Annotated in this window: 18 protein-coding genes and 1 tRNA gene; 17 read left to right on the top strand and 2 right to left on the bottom strand. The window is 58.4% G+C overall.

Annotated elements, in window-relative coordinates:
* Positions 1 to 154: 154 nt before the first annotated feature.
* The 11 genes from K529_RS08555 (at position 155) to K529_RS08505 (ending at position 9,019) form a co-directional block, all read left to right on the top strand.
* Positions 155 to 1,399: a sarcosine oxidase subunit beta family protein gene (locus K529_RS08555; protein ID WP_005616263.1), complete on the top strand. Its 1,245-nt coding sequence runs from the start codon at positions 155 to 157 to the stop codon at positions 1,397 to 1,399.
* A gap of 115 nt (positions 1,400 to 1,514) precedes the next feature.
* On the top strand, positions 1,515 to 1,706 hold the full coding sequence (locus K529_RS08550) for a hypothetical protein (RefSeq protein WP_005616261.1): 192 nt from the start codon (positions 1,515 to 1,517) through the stop codon (positions 1,704 to 1,706).
* A gap of 201 nt (positions 1,707 to 1,907) precedes the next feature.
* Positions 1,908 to 2,240 (top strand): sarcosine oxidase subunit delta, encoded by a 333-nt coding sequence (locus tag K529_RS08545; RefSeq protein WP_005616259.1) that lies wholly within the window; start codon positions 1,908 to 1,910, stop codon positions 2,238 to 2,240.
* A gap of 74 nt (positions 2,241 to 2,314) precedes the next feature.
* The gene (locus tag K529_RS08540; protein ID WP_046002314.1) at positions 2,315 to 5,350 is read left to right on the top strand and encodes a sarcosine oxidase subunit alpha family protein; all 3,036 of its coding nucleotides are present in this window, start codon (positions 2,315 to 2,317) and stop codon (positions 5,348 to 5,350) included.
* A complete protein-coding gene (locus tag K529_RS08535) occupies positions 5,343 to 5,912 on the top strand; it encodes a sarcosine oxidase subunit gamma (RefSeq protein ID WP_040642245.1) in 570 nt (189 codons plus the stop codon). Before K529_RS08540 ends, K529_RS08535 begins: the two co-directional genes overlap by 8 nt.
* 106 nt (positions 5,913 to 6,018) lie before the next feature.
* Positions 6,019 to 6,429 (top strand): hypothetical protein, encoded by a 411-nt coding sequence (locus tag K529_RS08530; protein WP_046002312.1) that lies wholly within the window; start codon positions 6,019 to 6,021, stop codon positions 6,427 to 6,429.
* A gap of 26 nt (positions 6,430 to 6,455) precedes the next feature.
* A complete protein-coding gene (locus tag K529_RS08525) occupies positions 6,456 to 6,968 on the top strand; it encodes a hypothetical protein (RefSeq protein ID WP_227512267.1) in 513 nt (170 codons plus the stop codon).
* Positions 6,969 to 7,047: 79 nt separating this feature from the next.
* The gene (locus K529_RS08520; protein WP_065317476.1) at positions 7,048 to 7,506 is read left to right on the top strand and encodes a hypothetical protein; all 459 of its coding nucleotides are present in this window, start codon (positions 7,048 to 7,050) and stop codon (positions 7,504 to 7,506) included.
* A 90-nt stretch (positions 7,507 to 7,596) separates the two neighbouring features.
* On the top strand, positions 7,597 to 8,196 hold the full coding sequence (locus K529_RS08515; protein WP_005620166.1) for a superoxide dismutase: 600 nt from the start codon (positions 7,597 to 7,599) through the stop codon (positions 8,194 to 8,196).
* 170 nt (positions 8,197 to 8,366) lie between these two features.
* Complete coding sequence (locus K529_RS08510; RefSeq protein WP_005620167.1) at positions 8,367 to 8,570, top strand: hypothetical protein; 204 nt, start codon at positions 8,367 to 8,369, stop codon at positions 8,568 to 8,570.
* Complete coding sequence (locus tag K529_RS08505; protein ID WP_005620169.1) at positions 8,567 to 9,019, top strand: host attachment family protein; 453 nt, start codon at positions 8,567 to 8,569, stop codon at positions 9,017 to 9,019. The genes K529_RS08510 and K529_RS08505 overlap by 4 nt, the downstream gene beginning before the upstream one ends.
* 84 nt (positions 9,020 to 9,103) lie before the next feature.
* On the opposite strand, the gene K529_RS08500 is transcribed toward K529_RS08505, so the two are convergent.
* Positions 9,104 to 9,646 carry an LOG family protein gene (locus K529_RS08500; RefSeq protein WP_005620172.1) on the bottom strand — a complete coding sequence of 181 codons (543 nt, stop codon included), beginning with the start codon at positions 9,644 to 9,646 and terminating at the stop codon, positions 9,104 to 9,106.
* Positions 9,647 to 9,795: 149 nt separating this feature from the next.
* Between K529_RS08500 and K529_RS08495 the strand changes: the two genes are divergently transcribed.
* From K529_RS08495 to K529_RS08475, 5 genes are all read left to right on the top strand, one after another.
* Entirely contained in the window at positions 9,796 to 11,499 is a 1,704-nt protein-coding gene (locus tag K529_RS08495; protein ID WP_005620176.1) for a LysM peptidoglycan-binding domain-containing protein, read from the top strand.
* Between the two features lie 107 nt (positions 11,500 to 11,606).
* Positions 11,607 to 13,415: an ABCB family ABC transporter ATP-binding protein/permease gene (locus K529_RS08490; RefSeq protein WP_046002311.1), complete on the top strand. Its 1,809-nt coding sequence runs from the start codon at positions 11,607 to 11,609 to the stop codon at positions 13,413 to 13,415.
* 69 nt (positions 13,416 to 13,484) lie between these two features.
* Positions 13,485 to 13,706: a hypothetical protein gene (locus tag K529_RS08485; protein ID WP_005620180.1), complete on the top strand. Its 222-nt coding sequence runs from the start codon at positions 13,485 to 13,487 to the stop codon at positions 13,704 to 13,706.
* A 169-nt stretch (positions 13,707 to 13,875) separates the two neighbouring features.
* Positions 13,876 to 14,124 carry an EF-hand domain-containing protein gene (locus K529_RS08480; RefSeq protein WP_005620181.1) on the top strand — a complete coding sequence of 83 codons (249 nt, stop codon included), beginning with the start codon at positions 13,876 to 13,878 and terminating at the stop codon, positions 14,122 to 14,124.
* A gap of 350 nt (positions 14,125 to 14,474) precedes the next feature.
* Complete coding sequence (locus K529_RS08475; protein ID WP_005620183.1) at positions 14,475 to 14,963, top strand: cupin domain-containing protein; 489 nt, start codon at positions 14,475 to 14,477, stop codon at positions 14,961 to 14,963.
* Between the two features lie 97 nt (positions 14,964 to 15,060).
* On the opposite strand, the gene K529_RS08470 is transcribed toward K529_RS08475, so the two are convergent.
* Positions 15,061 to 15,135 (bottom strand) — tRNA-Asn (locus tag K529_RS08470).
* A 255-nt stretch (positions 15,136 to 15,390) separates the two neighbouring features.
* On the opposite strand from K529_RS08470, the gene K529_RS08465 reads away from it, so the two are divergent.
* Complete coding sequence (locus K529_RS08465; RefSeq protein ID WP_005620185.1) at positions 15,391 to 17,226, top strand: methyl-accepting chemotaxis protein; 1,836 nt, start codon at positions 15,391 to 15,393, stop codon at positions 17,224 to 17,226.
* Positions 17,227 to 17,358: the final 132 nt, after the last annotated feature.

The following is a 17,358-nucleotide window of genomic DNA, read 5'->3' as shown; positions in this document are numbered from 1 at the left end:
TGTGCAAGACTGCCGCAAGATGCGAACCGGTAGAGCCGTGGTGCAAACGTGCGCCTCATGTCGCAAACCTGACGAAACGCGACGATTAACGGCGCGGTGCCGCGGGCGATCCCGGTCATATCTTGAGGTCAGACACGAAGCATTGGATTCGCTCATGAAACGCTATTCAGCCTTTGCAGTGGCGCGAGAAGGCCTCCGCTACCACAGCGGATGGGAACGCGCCTGGCGCTCGCCCGAACCCAAACGCCATTACGATGTCATCATCGTTGGCGCCGGTGGCCACGGTCTTGCCACCGCCTATTATCTGGGAAAGAACTTTGGCATCACCAATGTTGCGGTGATCGAAAAGGGCTGGCTCGGTGGCGGCAATACCGGTCGGAACACCACCATCATCCGGTCGAACTACCTGCAGGACCCCTCCGCCGCGATCTATGAAAAAGCGCGCAGCCTTTACGAGGATCTGTCTCAGGACTTCAACTATAACATCATGTTCAGCCCGCGTGGCGTGATCATGCTGGCCCAGACCGAACATGAGGTGCGCGGCTACAAGCGCACCGCGCATGCCAATGCGCTGCAAGGCGTCTCCACTGAGTGGATCGAGCCTGCACGCGTCAAGGAATTGGTGCCGATCATCAACCTCGAAGGCCCGCGCTACCCGGTTCTTGGTGGCCTTTGGCAGGAACGCGGCGGCACGGCCCGTCACGATGCGGTCGCTTGGGGCTATGCGCGGGCGTGCTCCGACATGGGCATGGACATCATCCAGCAATGCGAAGTCACCAATGTGCGCACCGAAAACGGGCGTGTTGTGGGCGTCGACACCACCAAGGGGGCGATCGATTGCGACAAGCTCGGCATGGTGGTTGCAGGCAATTGTTCTGTGCTGTCTGAAATGGCAGGCTTCCGTCTTCCGGTGGAATCCGTGGCTTTGCAGGCGCTGGTCTCCGAGCCAATCAAACCCTGCATGGATGTGGTGGTGATGGCCAACACCGTGCACGGCTATATGTCGCAATCCGACAAGGGCGAGATGGTGATCGGCGGCGGCACCGATGGCTATAACAACTACACCCAGCGCGGCTCTTTCCATCATATTGAGGAAACCGTGCGCGCGCTGGTCGAGACCTTCCCAATGGTGAGCCGCCTGAAGATGCTGCGCCAATGGGGCGGGATCGTGGATGTGACCGGTGATCGCTCGCCGTTGATTTCCAAAACCCCGGTGCAGAACTGCTTTGTCAACGCAGGCTGGGGAACAGGTGGCTTTAAGGCGATCCCCGGCTCCGGCTGGGCGATGGCAGAGCTGATGGCGACGGGGCATTCGAACCTCGCCGAAGAATTCTCCATGATGCGCTTCAAAGAAGGCAAATTCATCGACGAAAGCGTCGCGGCAGGGGTGGCACACTGATGCGGTGCGTGCGCTCTCAATTCGGCACTGGCTCGCCTGCCGCAATGTCAGCAGGGAACTTCTGCGTGGGTTCGGGCGTTAAGCCCCCGAATGCACAGAGACGCAGGAGGCAACCATGTCTGATCAAACGCAACATTCGTCCGGTTCCGGCAACGGCGCACTCGCCTTCATCCTTGGCGGTGTGGTCGTCGCCCTCGCAGTCATTGGCTGGATGGTCCTTGGTGGCGAAAACCCGATGGACGAACCCGATGTCAGCATCGAGCTGCCCGGTGGCGGCGTCGTCGAAGGCGAAGTCGACGGCAACTAACCAGTTGGGGCACGCCGCCTCGATTGGTGGCGTGTCCCGTATCTGCGACACGCGTTTGCCCCGACGTGTGACTTTCGCTGCAGCAACTCGCAATGGCAGTGCTGCGACAGGGGCAGCTCCCCGAACTTATGATCTCGCGACGCTGCCTGCCATCTGCGCAGGGCAGGGCGCTGCTGTAACTCTTTCGACGGAGCACGCACAATGCTGATCCTTGAATGTCCTTATTGTGGCGTACGCGCCGAGGAAACCGAACTCCATGGCGGTGGCGAAGCGCATCTGAAGCGTTTCGGTCCCGGCTCCACGGATGACGAATTCCATGACTATCTGTTCATGAAGGAAAACCCGCGCGGGGTGCATCTGGAACGCTGGCGTCACGTCAACGGCTGCGGCAAGTGGTTCCACGCCGCCCGCTGCACTCAAACGCTCGAAGTCTTCGGCACCTATAGCGCCCAGACCACCGAGCCGCCGCAAGAGATCAAGAACAAGATCTCCGCCAAACGTCCGGGCTGGACCTGGCGCGAGTTCAAGGGCTGATCCTCCATGTTTCATCTTCTCTCAAATATCCCCGCCGGAGGCTCTCAGACCTCCTGCCGCGAAAGGGTCGCATCATGAGCACGCGTCTCGCCAAACAGGGTCGTCTCATCGACCGCTCCAAACAGATCGAGTTTTCCTTCAACGGTAAGAAACTCAAGGGTTTTTCCGGGGATACGCTCGCCTCTGCGCTTCTCGCCAATGACCAGATGCTGGTCGGGCGCTCGTTCAAGTACCACCGTCCGCGTGGCCTCGTCGCCGCAGGCTCCGAAGAGCCGAACGCGCTGGTGGGCCTCGGGGTCGGCGACCGCTTCGAGCCGAACCAGCGCGCGACCACCACTGAGCTGTTCTCCGGTCTCGCGGCCCAGTCGCAGAACCACTGGCCGAGTCTGGAATATGACGTGGGTGAGCTGAACTCGAAGTTCTTCTCCCGCTTCCTGACCGCTGGCTTTTACTACAAGATGTTCATCCACCCGCGCCCCTTCTGGAAGCATGTGTATGAGCCTTTTATTCGCCAGTCCGCGGGTCTGGGCAAGGCGCCCGACAAGGAGCTGAAGGACGCCGACACCTACGAGCACTTCTACTATTTCTGCGACGTGCTGGTCATCGGTGGCGGTGTTGCCGGTCTGCAGGCGGCCAAAACTGCCGCAGCATCCGGCGCTAAGGTTCTGGTTCTGGAGGAAAAATCCAACTGGGGTGGGCGCACGCCGGTCGACGGCGGCACCATCGAGGGCCTTGAGGCGGACGCTTGGGTTGCCAAGACCGTCGCTGAACTGGATGCGATGGACAATGTCACCCTGCGCACCCGGACCATGGGGGCGGGCGTCTATGACCACGGCTATATCCTTGGCTATGAGCGTCTGACAGATCATGCGCCGGGACAGGGTGGCCCGCGTCACCGCCTGTGGCGCATCCGCGCGACGCAAACCGTGACTGCAACCGGTGCGATTGAACGTCCGCTGTCCTTTGCGGGCAATGATGTACCGGGCGTGATGCTGGCGGCCTCGATGCGCGACTACGTGGTGAACTGGGGCGTGACACCGGGCCAGAAGGTCGTCGTCGCCACCAACAACGATGACGCTTATCGTACCGCCATCACGCTGCATGAAGCGGGCGTCGAGGTTGTCCGTGTGCTGGATACCCGCGAAAGTGGCGGCGGCGATTTGGCCGACAAGGTCCGCGCGCTTGGCATCCGCGTTGAGTGCGGTCGCGCCATTGCCAAGGTCAAGGACGGCAAACGCGTCACCAAGGTCGCCATCTGCGCTCAGAACGGCGAAGGCGGTGCCCGCGAGGAGATCGAAGCCGATGCGGTGGCGATGTCCGGCGGCTGGTCGCCGGTGGTGCACCTCTGGTCCCACTGCGGTGGCAAACTGACCTGGGATGACGCTCAGGCGCATTTCCGCCCCGATCCGGAGCGTGCGCCCACCGGTCACGACGGCAAACCTTTTGTGGTGACTGCTGGCTGTGCCTCTGGTCCGCTTACGCTCTCTGCCGTGATGGCGGATGCGGCAGCAGCCGGGGCCAAAGCGGCAGAGGCGGCTGGACGTCCGGCGCAATCGGTGGCTGAGGTTGCGACCTCTGATCTCACTGAGGCGCCGATGGAAGCGGTGTGGATGATGCCCGCCAAGGCCGACATCAAACTGCGCATGAAAACCTGGCTCGACTACCAGAACGACGTCAAGGTTTCTGACGTGCAGCTGGCTGCGCGCGAGGGCTACGAAAGCGTCGAGCACACCAAGCGCTACACCACGCTTGGCATGGCGACCGATCAGGGGAAACTCTCCAACATCAACGGCTTGGCGATCCTTGCGGATAGCTTGGGTGCAGAGATTCCGAAGGTCGGCACCACCACCTTCCGCCCGCCGTACCACCCGATTTCCATGGGTGCGATTGGCGGTGAGGCGCGTGGCGATATCTTCCAGCCGCTGCGTAAAACGCCGATGTATGACTGGCACGACAGCCACGGTGCCCATTGGGAGCCGGTCGGCCATTGGCGACGTCCCTACGCCTATGTGCGTTCGGGCGAAACTGTCCACGATGCGGTCAACCGCGAGGTCAAGAACACCCGCGACAACCTCGGCCTCTTGGATGCGTCCACCCTTGGTAAGCTGATCGTCAAAGGACCGGACGCAGGCAAGTTTCTCGACATGCTCTACACCAATATGATGAGCACGCTGAAGCCCGGAAAATGTCGCTACGGTCTGATGTGTTCCGAGAACGGTTTCCTCGTAGACGACGGCGTGGTTGCGCGCATCGACGAGGACACATGGCTCTGCCACACCACCACCGGTGGCGCGGATCGCATCCACGCCCATATGGAGGAATGGCTGCAGACCGAATGGTGGGACTGGAAGGTCTATGTCACCAATGCCACCGAACAGCTGGCGCAAGTCGCCGTGGTCGGCCCCAACGCGCGCAAAGTCTTGGAAAAGCTGAACGCGCAGGCGGGCGGCGGTATGGACCTCTCGAAAGAGGCGCTGGCCTTTATGGAGTGGAAAGACGGCGAGATTGGCGGCTTTAACGCGCGCGCTTACCGGATCTCCTTCTCGGGCGAGCTGTCCTATGAGATCGCGGTTGCGGCCTCTGAGGGGCAGGCCTTCTGGAATGCCCTCATGGAGGCGGGCAAGGAATTTGGCGTCATGCCCTATGGCACCGAATGCTTGCACATCCTGCGTGCCGAAAAGGGCTTTATCATGATCGGCGATGAGACCGATGGCACCGTGATCCCGCAGGACCTTGGTCTGCATTGGGCGCTGTCGAAAAAGAAAGAGGACTACCTTGGCAAACGGGCGCAGACGCGCAGCCACATGGCCGATCCTGACCGCTGGCAATTGGTGGGTCTGGAGACTGTTGATGGCTCCGTGCTGCCGGATGGGGCCTATGCGGTGGGCAATGGCACCAACGCCAATGGTCAGAAGAACACCATTGGTCGGGTGACCTCCACCTACTATTCCGCCAACCTTGATCGCGGTATCGCGATGGGGCTGGTCAAACATGGCCCCAAACGCATGGGCGAAGTGATCGACTTTCCCGGCCTTGATGGGAAAATTTACCAAGCCAAGATCGTCGACCCGATCTTCTACGATAAAGAAGGGGCAAAGCAGAATGTCTAAGGCTGTAAGCGCCATGAATGGGGCCAGCTTTGCTGGTCTGGCCAAGGTCACGGAAACCGGTCTTGGCGGCATGATCACACTGCGCGGCGATTTCGCCTCTGCGAAGTTCCAGACGGCGGTCAAGGCCGCCACCGGAACGCAGGTGCCTGCAACGCGCAAGATCGCTTTTGGTGATCGCGGTGCGGCGGCGTGGATGTCACCGGATGAGTTGCTCCTGCTGGTGGATTACGACAGCGCGGATGCGGTCGTCGCAAAGCTGAGCGAAGATCTCGCCGCAGAGCACCACATGGCGGTGAACGTGTCAGATGCGCGGGCGTGTTTTGCGGTCAGCGGCGATGCCGCCCGTGAGGTGATTGCCAAAGTTGCGCCAGTGGATCTGGAGGCGGGTCAATTTGAGGCAGGAGATTTCCGCCGCACACGTTTCGCCCAGGTCGCCGGTGCTTTCTGGCTGGATGACGCGGGGGCATTCCACATCGTCTGCTTCCGCTCCGTTGCGGTCTATATGTACGACCTGCTTTGCACCGCAGCGCACCCGCAATCAAAGGTCGGCATTTACGCCTAAGTTGACGCTTTTGCGCAACAACATAGCAAATCTCTTATGGCGGCCTTCGCAAAGGCCGCCATTGTTTTTAGAAAAAACCAATAGAAGCATTTATTTGAGCCTTTTTATGCTCAAGTTCAAAAGCCGGATCGCATCGGCGTGTTTATCACTCGTATTTACTGCGTCATTCGCGTCTGCGGAGACATGGGTTTGCGAATTTAACGATTCCACGCGTCGTGGAACGATCCCCCAGAAGGTGGTCTTTGAACTGCGTCCCGATGGCAGTGCGTTGGTGATGGACCCTTATCTTGTGCATACAGATCAGGCGCCTAAACTTGCGAAATTCGTAAAGAACACATCAAGCAAACTGCGTGTGCGTTGGCGCGTCGACGATATGCCGTTCAACGGCGGGCTAGCCTCGGACATGGATTTCTCGCTGGTGCACGACAAAGCACGCAACAAGGCTTTTATCACGTTGAATTTGCCGAGTTTCGACAACAGAGACAGTGGCACTGGAAGTTGTGAAGTCGCGAAGTAACCTCCTCTTCAAGTTGGATGTTCTCGATGACGGGCTGGCGCAGGATCACTGTGCCGGTCCTGATAGGTTCACGAAATACAGTTCGGATTAAATTATTGAAATATAGGATATTTTCGACCATTGTGGCTGTGCTCTGTCTAGGCACGGGCGCATCGGCGGCACAGCTTGAATGTAAACTGACAAAAGTTTGGTTTGCTCACCCATATTTGCCGACATCGCTGGTCCTTGAGGCGGATGAGCATTTCTTGAACGTGAAGCTGCGTGATGTTCAGATTAAGAACGTAGCAACCAATGACACCGTGGCGAAGATAGTATATCGCGGCCAAAATCGGTTGCGCATGGAGTGGCCCACCGCAGATTACAAACGTACAGGGCCAGCAGTATTTCCAAATCGTAATACCTTCCGAAATGAGCCAGAGCTTTTCCGCGCGACCTTGTCCCTCGATCTGCGGAATTTCGAATTTAAGGTTGAGATGGAAGATAAGCGATTGGCGGCTCAGTACGGCCAAGCGATTGGAACCTGTAATAAGTTGCGCTAACGCAATCGATGCAGGGGTGCTGCGCTAACTGAAATGCACTCTTACAACGCGCCCATTGATAAAATTAGTTTGTAGAAAAATGAAACAAAGTCACAAAAGAATACTCCAGATCGCAGCTATATTGGGCCTTTCTCTTTCGTCTCAGGGAGCGCTTGCGTCGACGTTCGATTGCAAGTTGAGTAATATCGGGGTCAAGCACCCCTATCTCGCCGATAGGGTCACTTTTACCGCAGACGCCCGGTTTCAGAACATCACTATAACCAACATCGACATCAAAGATGTAACGATGTCAATTGTGCCCGGTGAACTCGCCAATCGAACAAAAAAACGCGTGCGCATCCGATTTCCGGCCCACAGTTTTGTGATGAACGGGGTGCTCCCCAAACAACCCGGAGCTTATGGTCGTATGAAACCGTCTGAATATCTCTATGAACTCTCAATCTCGCTTTCCGATCAGCGTTACACGATGCGGGTTGTGGATGCGCGATTTGGAATCAGCGATGGGGCGGGGTCAGGGCGTTGTAAGGTAAGCAATTGACTCGGGTTTTCCTGCACTAGCTCTTGACCAAAGCGGTGCTGAGACGCATGTATCCCTCAGGAACGCAACATTAAATGACAGGGGGCCACTATGGCTTTTGAACTTCCCGACCTTCCCTATGCACATGATGCGCTGGCGTCCAAAGGCATGTCCGCCGAGACGCTGGAATACCACCATGACCTGCACCACAAAGCTTATGTCGACAACGGCAACAAGCTGATCGCGGGTACCGAGTGGGAAGGCAAGTCGCTCGAAGACATCATCACCGGCACCTACAACAAAGACGCCGTTGCCCAAAATGGCATCTTCAACAACATCTCGCAGCTCTGGAACCACAACCAGTTCTGGGAAATGATGGGCCCCAACGGCAGCGCGATGCCGACCGAGCTGGAAAAGGCTCTGGTTGAATCCTTCGGCTCCGTCGACAAATTCAAAGAAGAGTTCTCCGCCGCTGGCGCAGGCCAGTTCGGCTCCGGCTGGGCGTGGCTGGTGAAAGACACCGATGGTGGCCTCAAGGTGACCAAGACCGAGAACGGCGTGAACCCGCTGTGCTTTGGTCAGACCGCGCTTCTGGGTTGTGATGTGTGGGAGCACTCCTACTACATCGATTTCCGCAACAAGCGCCCGGCATACCTGTCGAACTTCCTCGACAACCTGGTGAACTGGGAAAACGTCGCCTCCCGCATGTAATTGCGGCTTGAAGACTGACAAAGAGAGGCTCCGCCCGGCTTGGGCGGGGCCTTTTTCTATCTAAGCTCCTCTATTTCAGTTGCTTGGCCCATGTTTTGGAGATGGAGCGTGGAACATCCGAAGGCCTTGGGACGTTGAATGACTGAACTGCAATAGAATGGAGGCTCAACATGGCAGAGCGTTTGCGATCCAAGGACGGCCATCAGGAAACCAAGGATATTCTGGGCGAAGAGGGCGAGATCTCTCATGGGGGGCGCAGCGGTGGTCGGCTGGCCCGAGAGATTGCCAGCACAGACGAGAAGAAGCGGGCAATCGAACGTCCAGCCGGGGCAACCCGTGTCACTAAGGCCAATGAACAGGAGGATCAGTCATGAACATTCTGGATCAGGGGACATTCATCCTTGTGACCGATAGTGAAAAGGCGCTGCTTCTGGAAAACATCACGGATGCACAGGACCCGCATTTTGAGGTGCGCAGGAAGGAAGAGCAGGAGAACCCGTCCGACCGCGAACAATCCGCCAACCGTCCGGGGCGGAAGCAGGACACGGGCGTAGGTCAGCGGTCCGCGCTGGACGACACCGACTGGCATGAACTGGCCAAGGAGCGCTTTGCAGATGATATTGCGGATTTGCTCTATGAGCGGGCACACCGCGGCAAGCTTGGTCCGGTGATCATTGTTGCCTCACCTCAGCTGCTTGGTGATTTGCGCCCCAAATTGCACAAGGAGGTGCAGGACCTGATCCAAGGTGAGATCCCCAAAACACTGACCAATCATCCGATCACAGAGATCGAACGCATCGTGAAGGATGAACTGGCGGCCTGAGGGCAGATCGCCAATCGTCTGGACTGACGTCTCAGTGGACTGTTTCGCCCCCGCAGGAATGTCGGGGGCGAACATGTATCTGGATCAGCTTTGCAGGGCCTTCAGGGCTGCGTCAGGCGTATCGGCCCATTGCAGATGCTCAGCATGGTCGGCCCCGGCAAAACCCTCGCTGACCACATGTTCCACCAAGGCGCGCAGGGGCTCCCAATAGCCGTCGGTATTGAGCACGACGATGGGTTTGTTGTGCAGCCCCAACTGTCGCCAAGTGATTGCCTCAAATAGTTCATCGAGTGAGCCCATGCCACCTGGCAGCAGAACCATCGCATCGGCGTTGTAGAGCATGACTTTTTTGCGCTCGTGCATGGTTTCGGTCACCACATAGGTGGTGAGATCGCGTTTGCCGATCTCGCGGTTGACCAGATGTTCTGGGATCACGCCAAAGGTCTCGCCACCCGCGGCCTGTGCTGCCCGCGCCACCGTGCCCATCAAACCCACATCGCCTGCACCGTAAACCAGTCGCAAACCGGCATTCGCCAACCCGGTGCCAAAGTCACGGGCAGCAGCCTCATAGGCTGGTTTTGCTCCCATACGAGAGCCGCAATAGACGCAGACGGATGTGACAGCCATGGCGCACCTTTTTCATTTTCAACGGGATTTTCGCGATGTTGCGGAAACATCGTGCTTTGACCCCTCATAGCGGTATTGCTAGGTTTGCTCAACCGAGAGCGCGGCAACAGTGCTCCGGGGCAAAGGGATCTAAAGGAAATAGTCGCAAGATGACGAAGACAAGCGGGATAGGCGCGGGGGCCGGGTTGGCCATCGGCACCGTGGCCACGGTGGTGGTCGTTGGGGGCGGGTTCTTTCTCGCGCGGGGTGGGATGCTGGGCGAAGGCGCCAAGGCAATGGTCGAGCGGCAACTGGTGGCTTTGGGCCTTGCTGTGCCGCCTGCGCCTCTGACGTTGCCCGCTGACCCTGCGGTTTCCGATGCGCCTGTGGATGCGGTCTCCGCAGATGCGCCGGTGGACGCACCTTCCACGGAGCCTGCGTTTGAACTGAAAGCCCCCAAGCTGGAGGTTGCGCGCTTTGAACCCGATGGCTCTGGAATCGTTGCGGCATCAGCGCAGGTCGGGGTTGAGGTGCAAGTGCTGCTGGATGGTGTGGTGCTGGACACGCAGACGGTCCCGGACGCTGGGGAATTTGTATCCTTTGTCACCATCGACTTGAGTGATCAGCCGCGCATGTTGACACTTCTCGCGCGGCACAATGGTCAGGAACTGGCCTCTGAGGATAGTTTCATCCTTGCACCGATGACGGCGCCGGCAGCCCTAGTGGATGAGATCGCCTCACCAGAGGTGGGGACTGACCGCGATGCACCGCCGCCGCCGATCGAGGGTCAAGAGGTCGAGATCGCTCAAGCACCGGACCCTGTGCCAACCCCATCGACCGACACCAGCCCAAGTCTGAGCGATAGCCCTGCATCAGAGCACGTGTCGCAGCCCGAAGAAAACCCGCAAGAGGTAGCGCGCGCTGAAGCCTCTGATGTGGTCCCTGAAACGACTGCTGTATCAGAAGAGGCTGAAACAGTGACGGCCGAGGACACGTCGACTGTCGCAAGAGCCCCTGAGGAAGAGGTGCTCGCCCCCGCACCAGCCCCCGCGCAGGGTGTTGAAACCAACGCATCAGCAGAGCCAGAACAGGGACCGGGTACCGTTACACAGGCAGATGACGAACAGGTTTCTGCGCCGCAATCTGCGGATGTGGTCGAAACGTCTGACACAGTGCAAGCGGTGCAGGAAACGAATGCCACTGAGACGCAAGCGCCGGACATCGCACAATCCGAGTCTGCGGTTGCACTCAACACGCCGCAATCTGCGCCACAAACCGGGGCGACAAATTCGCGCCCTGCGCCCCAATCCGACGCATCGGTTGCCGTGCTGCGCGCGGGACGTGATGGCGTCACCTTGGTGCAACCTGCGCGTCCCACTGTGCCGGAATTGGTGGGCAAGGTCGCATTGGATACCATCAGCTACACAGATGCTGGTGACGTTCAATTGGCCGGGCGGGCCAAGCCTGACGCCATGGTGCGTGTCTATCTGGACAACAGCCCCGTCGCCGATCTGGAAACCGCAGCAGACGGGCAGTGGAGCGGCAATCTGACCGCGATCTCACCGGGGATCTACACTTTGCGGCTGGATGAGATTGATCCAACCGACGGCATGGTGCTGAGCCGTCTGGAAACGCCCTTTAAACGTGAGGCCCCAGAGGTCCTGCAGCCAGCACTGGCCGCCGATGCAGAGCCGGGTGCGGCGCGTTCTTCCATCCGGGCGGTGACCGTGCAGAAAGGCGATACGCTCTGGGCGATTTCACAGCAGCGCTACGGCAGCGGGTATCTCTATGTGCGGGTGTTTGAGGCAAACCAATCCGACATCCGCAATCCAGACCTGATCTACCCCGGTCAGATCTTCACTCTGCCCGAGTAAAGGCTTAGATGAATTCTTGATGTGGCGCGCTCCCGTCGTGGGGCGCGCTTTCTTATGCCCGGTCTTGCGCTAGACATGTGCCGGGCCGAATTGACAGAGGAGCTGCAATGCCCCCGATGGATGATCCCAGCGCCGCAGACGAACGCCGCTCTGGCTTGCGCACCCTGCGTAAGGTCTGGCCCTATGTCTGGCCTGCCACAGAACGCTCAGTGAAAATCCGGGTCCTGCTGGCGATCTTGGTGCTGGTTGCTGCCAAGGGGATCGCGGTGGTGACACCGGTGTTCTACAAGGGTGCTGTGGACGCGCTGGCGGGAGAGGGTGTGCCGGTTCTGGCGCTCGGCGCAGTTGGTCTCACGGTCGCCTATGGCATAGCGCGGGTAATGAACACCGGGTTTCAGCAGCTGCGCGATGTGATCTTTGCCCCTGTTACCCAGCGCGCGCTGCGGCGACTGGCGCTCACCACCTTTCGCCACATCCACGCGATGTCCATGCGGTACCATATCACCCGCAAGACAGGTGGGCTGAGCCGTATCATCGAGCGTGGCGTCAAAGGCGTTGAATTCCTGTTGCGTTTTTTGGTGCTCTCGATCGGTCCTCTCCTGCTGGAGCTGACATTGGTCGCGGTGGTGCTCGCGTGGTGGTTCGACATTTGGTATCTGGTCGCCGTCGCGGTGACTGTGGTGCTTTATGTGTGGTTCACCTTTGCGGTGACCGAATGGCGGGTGAAGCTGCGCCGCGAGATGAACCGCCAAGACACCGATGCCAATCAAAAAGCCATCGACAGCCTGTTAAATTACGAGACCGTCAAATACTTCGGTGCCGAAGACCGCGAAGCCGCACGCTATGACGTCGCCATGAAGGGCTACGCCGAGGCGGCCTTGAAAACGGCCTATTCACTGGGCGCGCTCAATTTCGGGCAAGCGGTGATTATCACCGCTGGGCTGGTCAGCGTGATGGTGATGGCGGCCGTTGGCGTCGAAAGTGGCAAGATGACCGTGGGAGATTTTGTCATGGTCAACGCCTATATGATCCAGATCACGGGCCCTCTGGGCTTTCTTGGTACGGTCTATCGCGAAATTCGGCAGAGCCTTGTGGACATGGGCGAGATGTTCGACCTGTTGGAGCAGCCCCCGGATGTGCAGGATGCCCCGGATGCGCGTGAGCTCAATGTCAGCGGTGGCCAGATCCGTCTGGAAAATGTCCGTTTCGGCTATGAGGCAGAGCGCGAAATCCTGAAAGGCGTCTCGCTTACCGTCGAAGCCGGGCAGACCGTGGCAATTGTCGGCTCCACCGGGTCCGGCAAATCCACCATCGGGCGGCTTTTGTTCCGCTTTTATGATGTAAGCGCCGGGCAATTGTTGATCGACGGGCAGGATGTGCGCGAGGTTACGCAAAAGAGCTTGCATGCCGCCATTGGCGTGGTGCCACAGGATACTGTGCTCTTTAACGATACCATTCGCTACAACATCGCCTATGGCCGCGATGGGGCAACCGAGGATGATATCGTTGAGGCCGCTCGCGCCGCGCAAATCCATGATTTCATCGCAAGCCTGCCCGAAGGATATGACACTCCGGTCGGTGAACGGGGCCTGAAACTCTCAGGTGGTGAAAAACAGCGGGTGGGCATCGCACGCAGCCTGCTGAAGAACCCGCCGATCTTGCTCTTGGACGAGGCCACATCTGCCTTGGACACCGACACAGAGCAAGAGATCAAGGGGGCATTGGCGCGCGCCGGGCAGGGGCGGACCGTAATAACCATCGCGCACCGCCTCTCGACCATTGCCGAGGCGGATTGCATCGTGGTGCTGGAGCAGGGCGATGTGGTCGAGACCGGCACCCATGATGCGCTGATCGCGCAGGGCGGCCGCTACGCGCAATTGTGGCAGCGCCAGCAGGCAGATCGGGACGTCGCCTGACCCATCGCTTGGGGCGTGCGGCGCGTGTGTGTAAAAACACCGCCAATCGCGGGTACGACAGGAAACGACATGAAAGAGACCGAGCGGTTTTTTGACCGACTCGGCCTCTTTATGGTCGGATTCGGGCAAAACCTGAGCGGAGATTATCGCGCAATTGCGCTGCGGGAGATGATTTCCGTCTGGCGATTTTGTTCCCGTAAAAGTTGCGAGTTCGGGATATCGCCCATTTTGGGCGGTGCCTTGCCAGATCCGGTAATTTTGGGCGGCGGGGAAAGGTCCACAGAACTGTGACGCGCGCCAAGTCGCCGGTGTGAAAGGGAAAATCAGGCCGAACATTGCCCGAAATCCCGCAAGACCTCTGACCCTCTGGCGAGGCACCCGGACCCTCACTACCTTCATTCTTGTCACGAGGCGCACCGATGCTGAGCGACACAAACAAACCAAAGAGTGGAGTATAACGATGAAGACTTTTGCCCTGACCGCCGCCGCTATCGCAACTCTGGCCGCAGCACCTGCAATGGCCAGCAACTTTGCCGCCGAGGTCGATGCTGACGGCAGCGGCACCCTGTCTCTCGAAGAGCTTCAGGTGGCTTACCCGGCGCTGACGGCAGAAACCTTCGCGCAGATCGACGTGGACGCAAATGGCGAGGCCGACATGGAAGAGGTTGCCGCCGCGCAAGAAGCAGGCCTGTTGGTCAACAACGGCTGATCCACCCCCAAGGCGGGACGGCTCAGCAATGCGCCGCCCCGCTGACCGGGCACCCGTCCATGTGACTGGTCTGCGCGTATCTTGTTACGGGCTGCCTGGACAGTCGCACGCCCTATCGTGATCCGGCCCCTGGCTCATCCACCCCGGACCCGATGACCTACCTTCCCCAAGGCGAGGGCTGACCTCCCAGATTGGGCATTGCGACTGGAAAAGACCTCACCTCCTAGCGGCGGGGTCTTTTCATTTCTCATTTGTACCGATGTATGCGTGCGAGTTTGCGGATGGCACGTTCAGGCCTATAGTTCCCTCGCGCGCCGATGCGCTGCAATTTCCTAAAAAGGGCAGGCACAATGAGCGATGATATTTATTTGGTTCCAGCGGCTGAGATTGCTGCGATGGAGGGCTTGGCAAAAACCCATTTTCTCAATCCCGATGCACAGCGTATCAACAAGAGCCTTGGCGATCTTGCGGGGCTCACTGGAATTGGCGTGCATCTCATCGAGGTTGCACCGGGCCATGCGACGACGGAGCACCATGTGCATCACCATGAGGACGAATGCGTCTACGTGCTTGAGGGCACGGCAACTGCGTATATCGGCGACAGCGAACACCAGATCGCTCCGGGTGACTTCATCGGCTACCGCAAAGGCGGGCTTGCGCATTCCATTCGCAACACGGGCTCAGAGACGTTTCGATGTCTGGTGATCGGGCAGAGGCTGGCTCATGACGTGGCGGATTATCCCCACAAGGCCAAACGCATTTATCGAAACACTGGTCTGGCGTGGAATTTGGTAGATCACGACGCCATTGCGGAGCCGGTTGCCGGCGCAAAGGCATAAGGCGCAGCTTTGGCTGAAAGAATTCTCACCGCATCGGCGCGAATACACCCATTCCACTAGAGGTGGCTGAGCGAGCAGATCTTGAATTTAAGTAAATTGGCTCCGGCGGTAGGGATCGAACCTACGACCAATTGATTAACAGTCAACTGCTCTACCGCTGAGCTACGCCGGAGTGTGAGCGTTCGTATAGCGATGCAGTTTCGGGGCGTCCAGAAGAAATTTGAGGGAAAAGGCAAATTTCTCGTCAGACCGAGCTGCACCGCCCCTTGCTACGCCGCTGCTGAGCATCGGTTGGGCGAGGGGGATCGTTAATATGTATCGAAAATTGGAAGTTTTATGCTGTTTTCGCGTAACCCCTCCGGCAAAGGTTTAACTGAAAAAAAATGCATTTGCGCGAGAGTGACCCCAATTAATTTGGAGGGACACCATGTTCTTAACGTCTTGGTTCCGGAACATGCCAGTGAAGCGCAAAATCCTGCTTCCCGGGATGGCGGGCTTACTGATGATGATCGGTGTGATCACGACTTTCTGGGCTCAGCGCCTGTCTACGGCGCTCTATACCGGCTTTGAAGAGCAGGTATCGCTGACGGAGTCCTACATTGCCGCACCTCTTGCGACGGCGGCGTGGAACTATGATGGCGATCTGGCGAATACCACATTGGCCTCGCTGGCTGAGCGCGAGACATTTGTTTTTGCGCGTGTCGTCAGTAGCGGTGATGTGCTGGCCGAGGCATTTAAGGGCGATCAGATGCAGGAGGCATGGATCGAGCGCGCGAATGGTCTGCTCGAGTCTGATCAAATGCGGCTCGAGGATGGGGATTTCACCTATTTCAAGACGCCACTGATGTTTGAAGGCGAGGAAGCCGGCAATATGGTCTGGGCGCTGGATACTTCTATCATCGCCAATCAGATCATGCATGCGAACATGGTCGCGGCGGGCCTTGGTTTTGCGATCTTTGCCGCGTTTTCGGTGATCTTCTATATGATTGCGGTTGCGGTGTCGCGTCCGATCCAGGACGTGGTCACGCATATTGATGCCTTGCAACATGGCGACACGACGCGCGACATTCCTGAGGCCGACCGCCGTGATGAAATCGGCGCGCTTGGCAAGGCGCTGGTGGATTTCCGTGACACCACTGCTGAGCAGAAGCGGATGGAAGAAGAAAAGCGCAAACAGGATGCCGTGCAAGAGCATGTGGTGAGCGTTCTGTCCGACGCACTTGGCAAGCTGTCGACTGGCGATCTGACCGTAAACATCAAGGAAGATTTCCCCGCTGATTACGAAAAACTCAGCACGGATTTCAATGCCTTGGTCAATCGACTGTTCGATACGGTTTCGGCCGTGGTGGATGCAGCCGATAGTATCCAGAACGGCTCGACCGAGATCAGCTCTGCCTCTGACGATCTTGCGCGCCGTACAGAAAGTCAGGCCGCAACTCTGGAGGAGACGGCAGCCGCTCTGGATGAACTGACCGCATCTGTGCGTCAGGCCGCCGAAGGTGCTGGCAGCGTTGCCAACACTATGGAAGAGGCAAAATCCGAAGCGGTCAACAGCGGTACCATCGTTAATAATGCCGTGTCCGCAATGACGGAGATTGAGCAATCCTCTAACCATATTTCGCAGATCATTGGCGTGATCGACGATATCGCGTTCCAGACCAATCTTCTGGCGCTGAATGCGGGTGTTGAGGCTGCACGAGCGGGTGAAGCTGGTCGTGGGTTTGCGGTGGTGGCCTCCGAGGTGCGCGCACTTGCACAACGTTCGTCTGGTGCGGCAATGGAGATCAAAACGCTGATCGGTGACAGTTCCAAACAGGTGGAGCGCGGCGTCGATCTGGTTGGCAAAGCGGGAGAAGCGCTACACAATATCGTAGAGCGTGTTACGCAAATCTCCGGTTTGATTTCCGACATTGCGCAGGGTGCAAGCGAGCAATCCGCCGGGCTTGGCGACATCAACAGCGGCATGGTTGAACTGGATCAGGTCACGCAGCAAAACGCTGCGATGGTAGAAGAGGCCACCGCTGCGAGCCATATGCTCAAGGCCAATGCTGTGAACCTTGCGGAAATGGTTGCACATTTCAAACTCGGCGCAGGGACACGCAATGTGGCGCCCATCGCACCCGCAGCGGCTGAGGAGCCTCAGATGGTTGCTCCGTCCGCACATGGGGACGATTGGGACTACACGCCCGAACCCAGCAATGTAGCGGTTGCAAGCAGCAAGAGCAGCAGCAACGCCGCCGCTAAATTGTGGGAAGATTTCTGATCAACGTCAGCACTTCTTGAGATCTGTGCGGGCGATCCGCAGATCCGATAAAAGATCCCGGCGCTGCGAGGTGCCGGGATTTTCTTTTGTAATGTTCCAAGGGTGCCCTGACACGAAGCCCAGAGCAAAAGC

This window comes from Tritonibacter mobilis F1926 (assembly GCF_000376545.2).
GTDB lineage: Bacteria > Pseudomonadota > Alphaproteobacteria > Rhodobacterales > Rhodobacteraceae > Epibacterium > Epibacterium mobile.
Note: the sequence above shows the minus strand (reverse complement) of the source record. Positions and strands in the feature narration are given on the sequence as shown.

Excerpts from the sequence above, each read along its gene's own strand:
- K529_RS08545 (WP_005616259.1), top strand. The coding sequence starts at position 1,908 with ATGCTGATCCTTGAATGTCCTTATTGTGGCGTACGCGCCGAGGAAACC.
- K529_RS08555 (WP_005616263.1), top strand. The coding sequence starts at position 155 with ATGAAACGCTATTCAGCCTTTGCAGTGGCGCGAGAAGGCCTCCGCTAC.
- K529_RS08540 (WP_046002314.1), top strand. The coding sequence starts at position 2,315 with ATGAGCACGCGTCTCGCCAAACAGGGTCGTCTCATCGACCGCTCCAAA.
- K529_RS08505 (WP_005620169.1), top strand. The coding sequence starts at position 8,567 with ATGAACATTCTGGATCAGGGGACATTCATCCTTGTGACCGATAGTGAA.
- K529_RS08500 (WP_005620172.1), bottom strand. The coding sequence starts at position 9,646 with ATGGCTGTCACATCCGTCTGCGTCTATTGCGGCTCTCGTATGGGAGCA.
- K529_RS08480 (WP_005620181.1), top strand. The coding sequence starts at position 13,876 with ATGAAGACTTTTGCCCTGACCGCCGCCGCTATCGCAACTCTGGCCGCA.
- K529_RS08525 (WP_227512267.1), top strand. The coding sequence starts at position 6,456 with ATGACGGGCTGGCGCAGGATCACTGTGCCGGTCCTGATAGGTTCACGA.
- K529_RS08490 (WP_046002311.1), top strand. The coding sequence starts at position 11,607 with ATGCCCCCGATGGATGATCCCAGCGCCGCAGACGAACGCCGCTCTGGC.
- K529_RS08520 (WP_065317476.1), top strand. The coding sequence starts at position 7,048 with ATGAAACAAAGTCACAAAAGAATACTCCAGATCGCAGCTATATTGGGC.
- K529_RS08475 (WP_005620183.1), top strand. The coding sequence starts at position 14,475 with ATGAGCGATGATATTTATTTGGTTCCAGCGGCTGAGATTGCTGCGATG.
- K529_RS08535 (WP_040642245.1), top strand. The coding sequence starts at position 5,343 with ATGTCTAAGGCTGTAAGCGCCATGAATGGGGCCAGCTTTGCTGGTCTG.
- K529_RS08510 (WP_005620167.1), top strand. The coding sequence starts at position 8,367 with ATGGCAGAGCGTTTGCGATCCAAGGACGGCCATCAGGAAACCAAGGAT.
- K529_RS08465 (WP_005620185.1), top strand. The coding sequence starts at position 15,391 with ATGTTCTTAACGTCTTGGTTCCGGAACATGCCAGTGAAGCGCAAAATC.
- K529_RS08495 (WP_005620176.1), top strand. The coding sequence starts at position 9,796 with ATGACGAAGACAAGCGGGATAGGCGCGGGGGCCGGGTTGGCCATCGGC.
- K529_RS08485 (WP_005620180.1), top strand. The coding sequence starts at position 13,485 with ATGAAAGAGACCGAGCGGTTTTTTGACCGACTCGGCCTCTTTATGGTC.
- K529_RS08550 (WP_005616261.1), top strand. The coding sequence starts at position 1,515 with ATGTCTGATCAAACGCAACATTCGTCCGGTTCCGGCAACGGCGCACTC.
- K529_RS08515 (WP_005620166.1), top strand. The coding sequence starts at position 7,597 with ATGGCTTTTGAACTTCCCGACCTTCCCTATGCACATGATGCGCTGGCG.
- K529_RS08530 (WP_046002312.1), top strand. The coding sequence starts at position 6,019 with ATGCTCAAGTTCAAAAGCCGGATCGCATCGGCGTGTTTATCACTCGTA.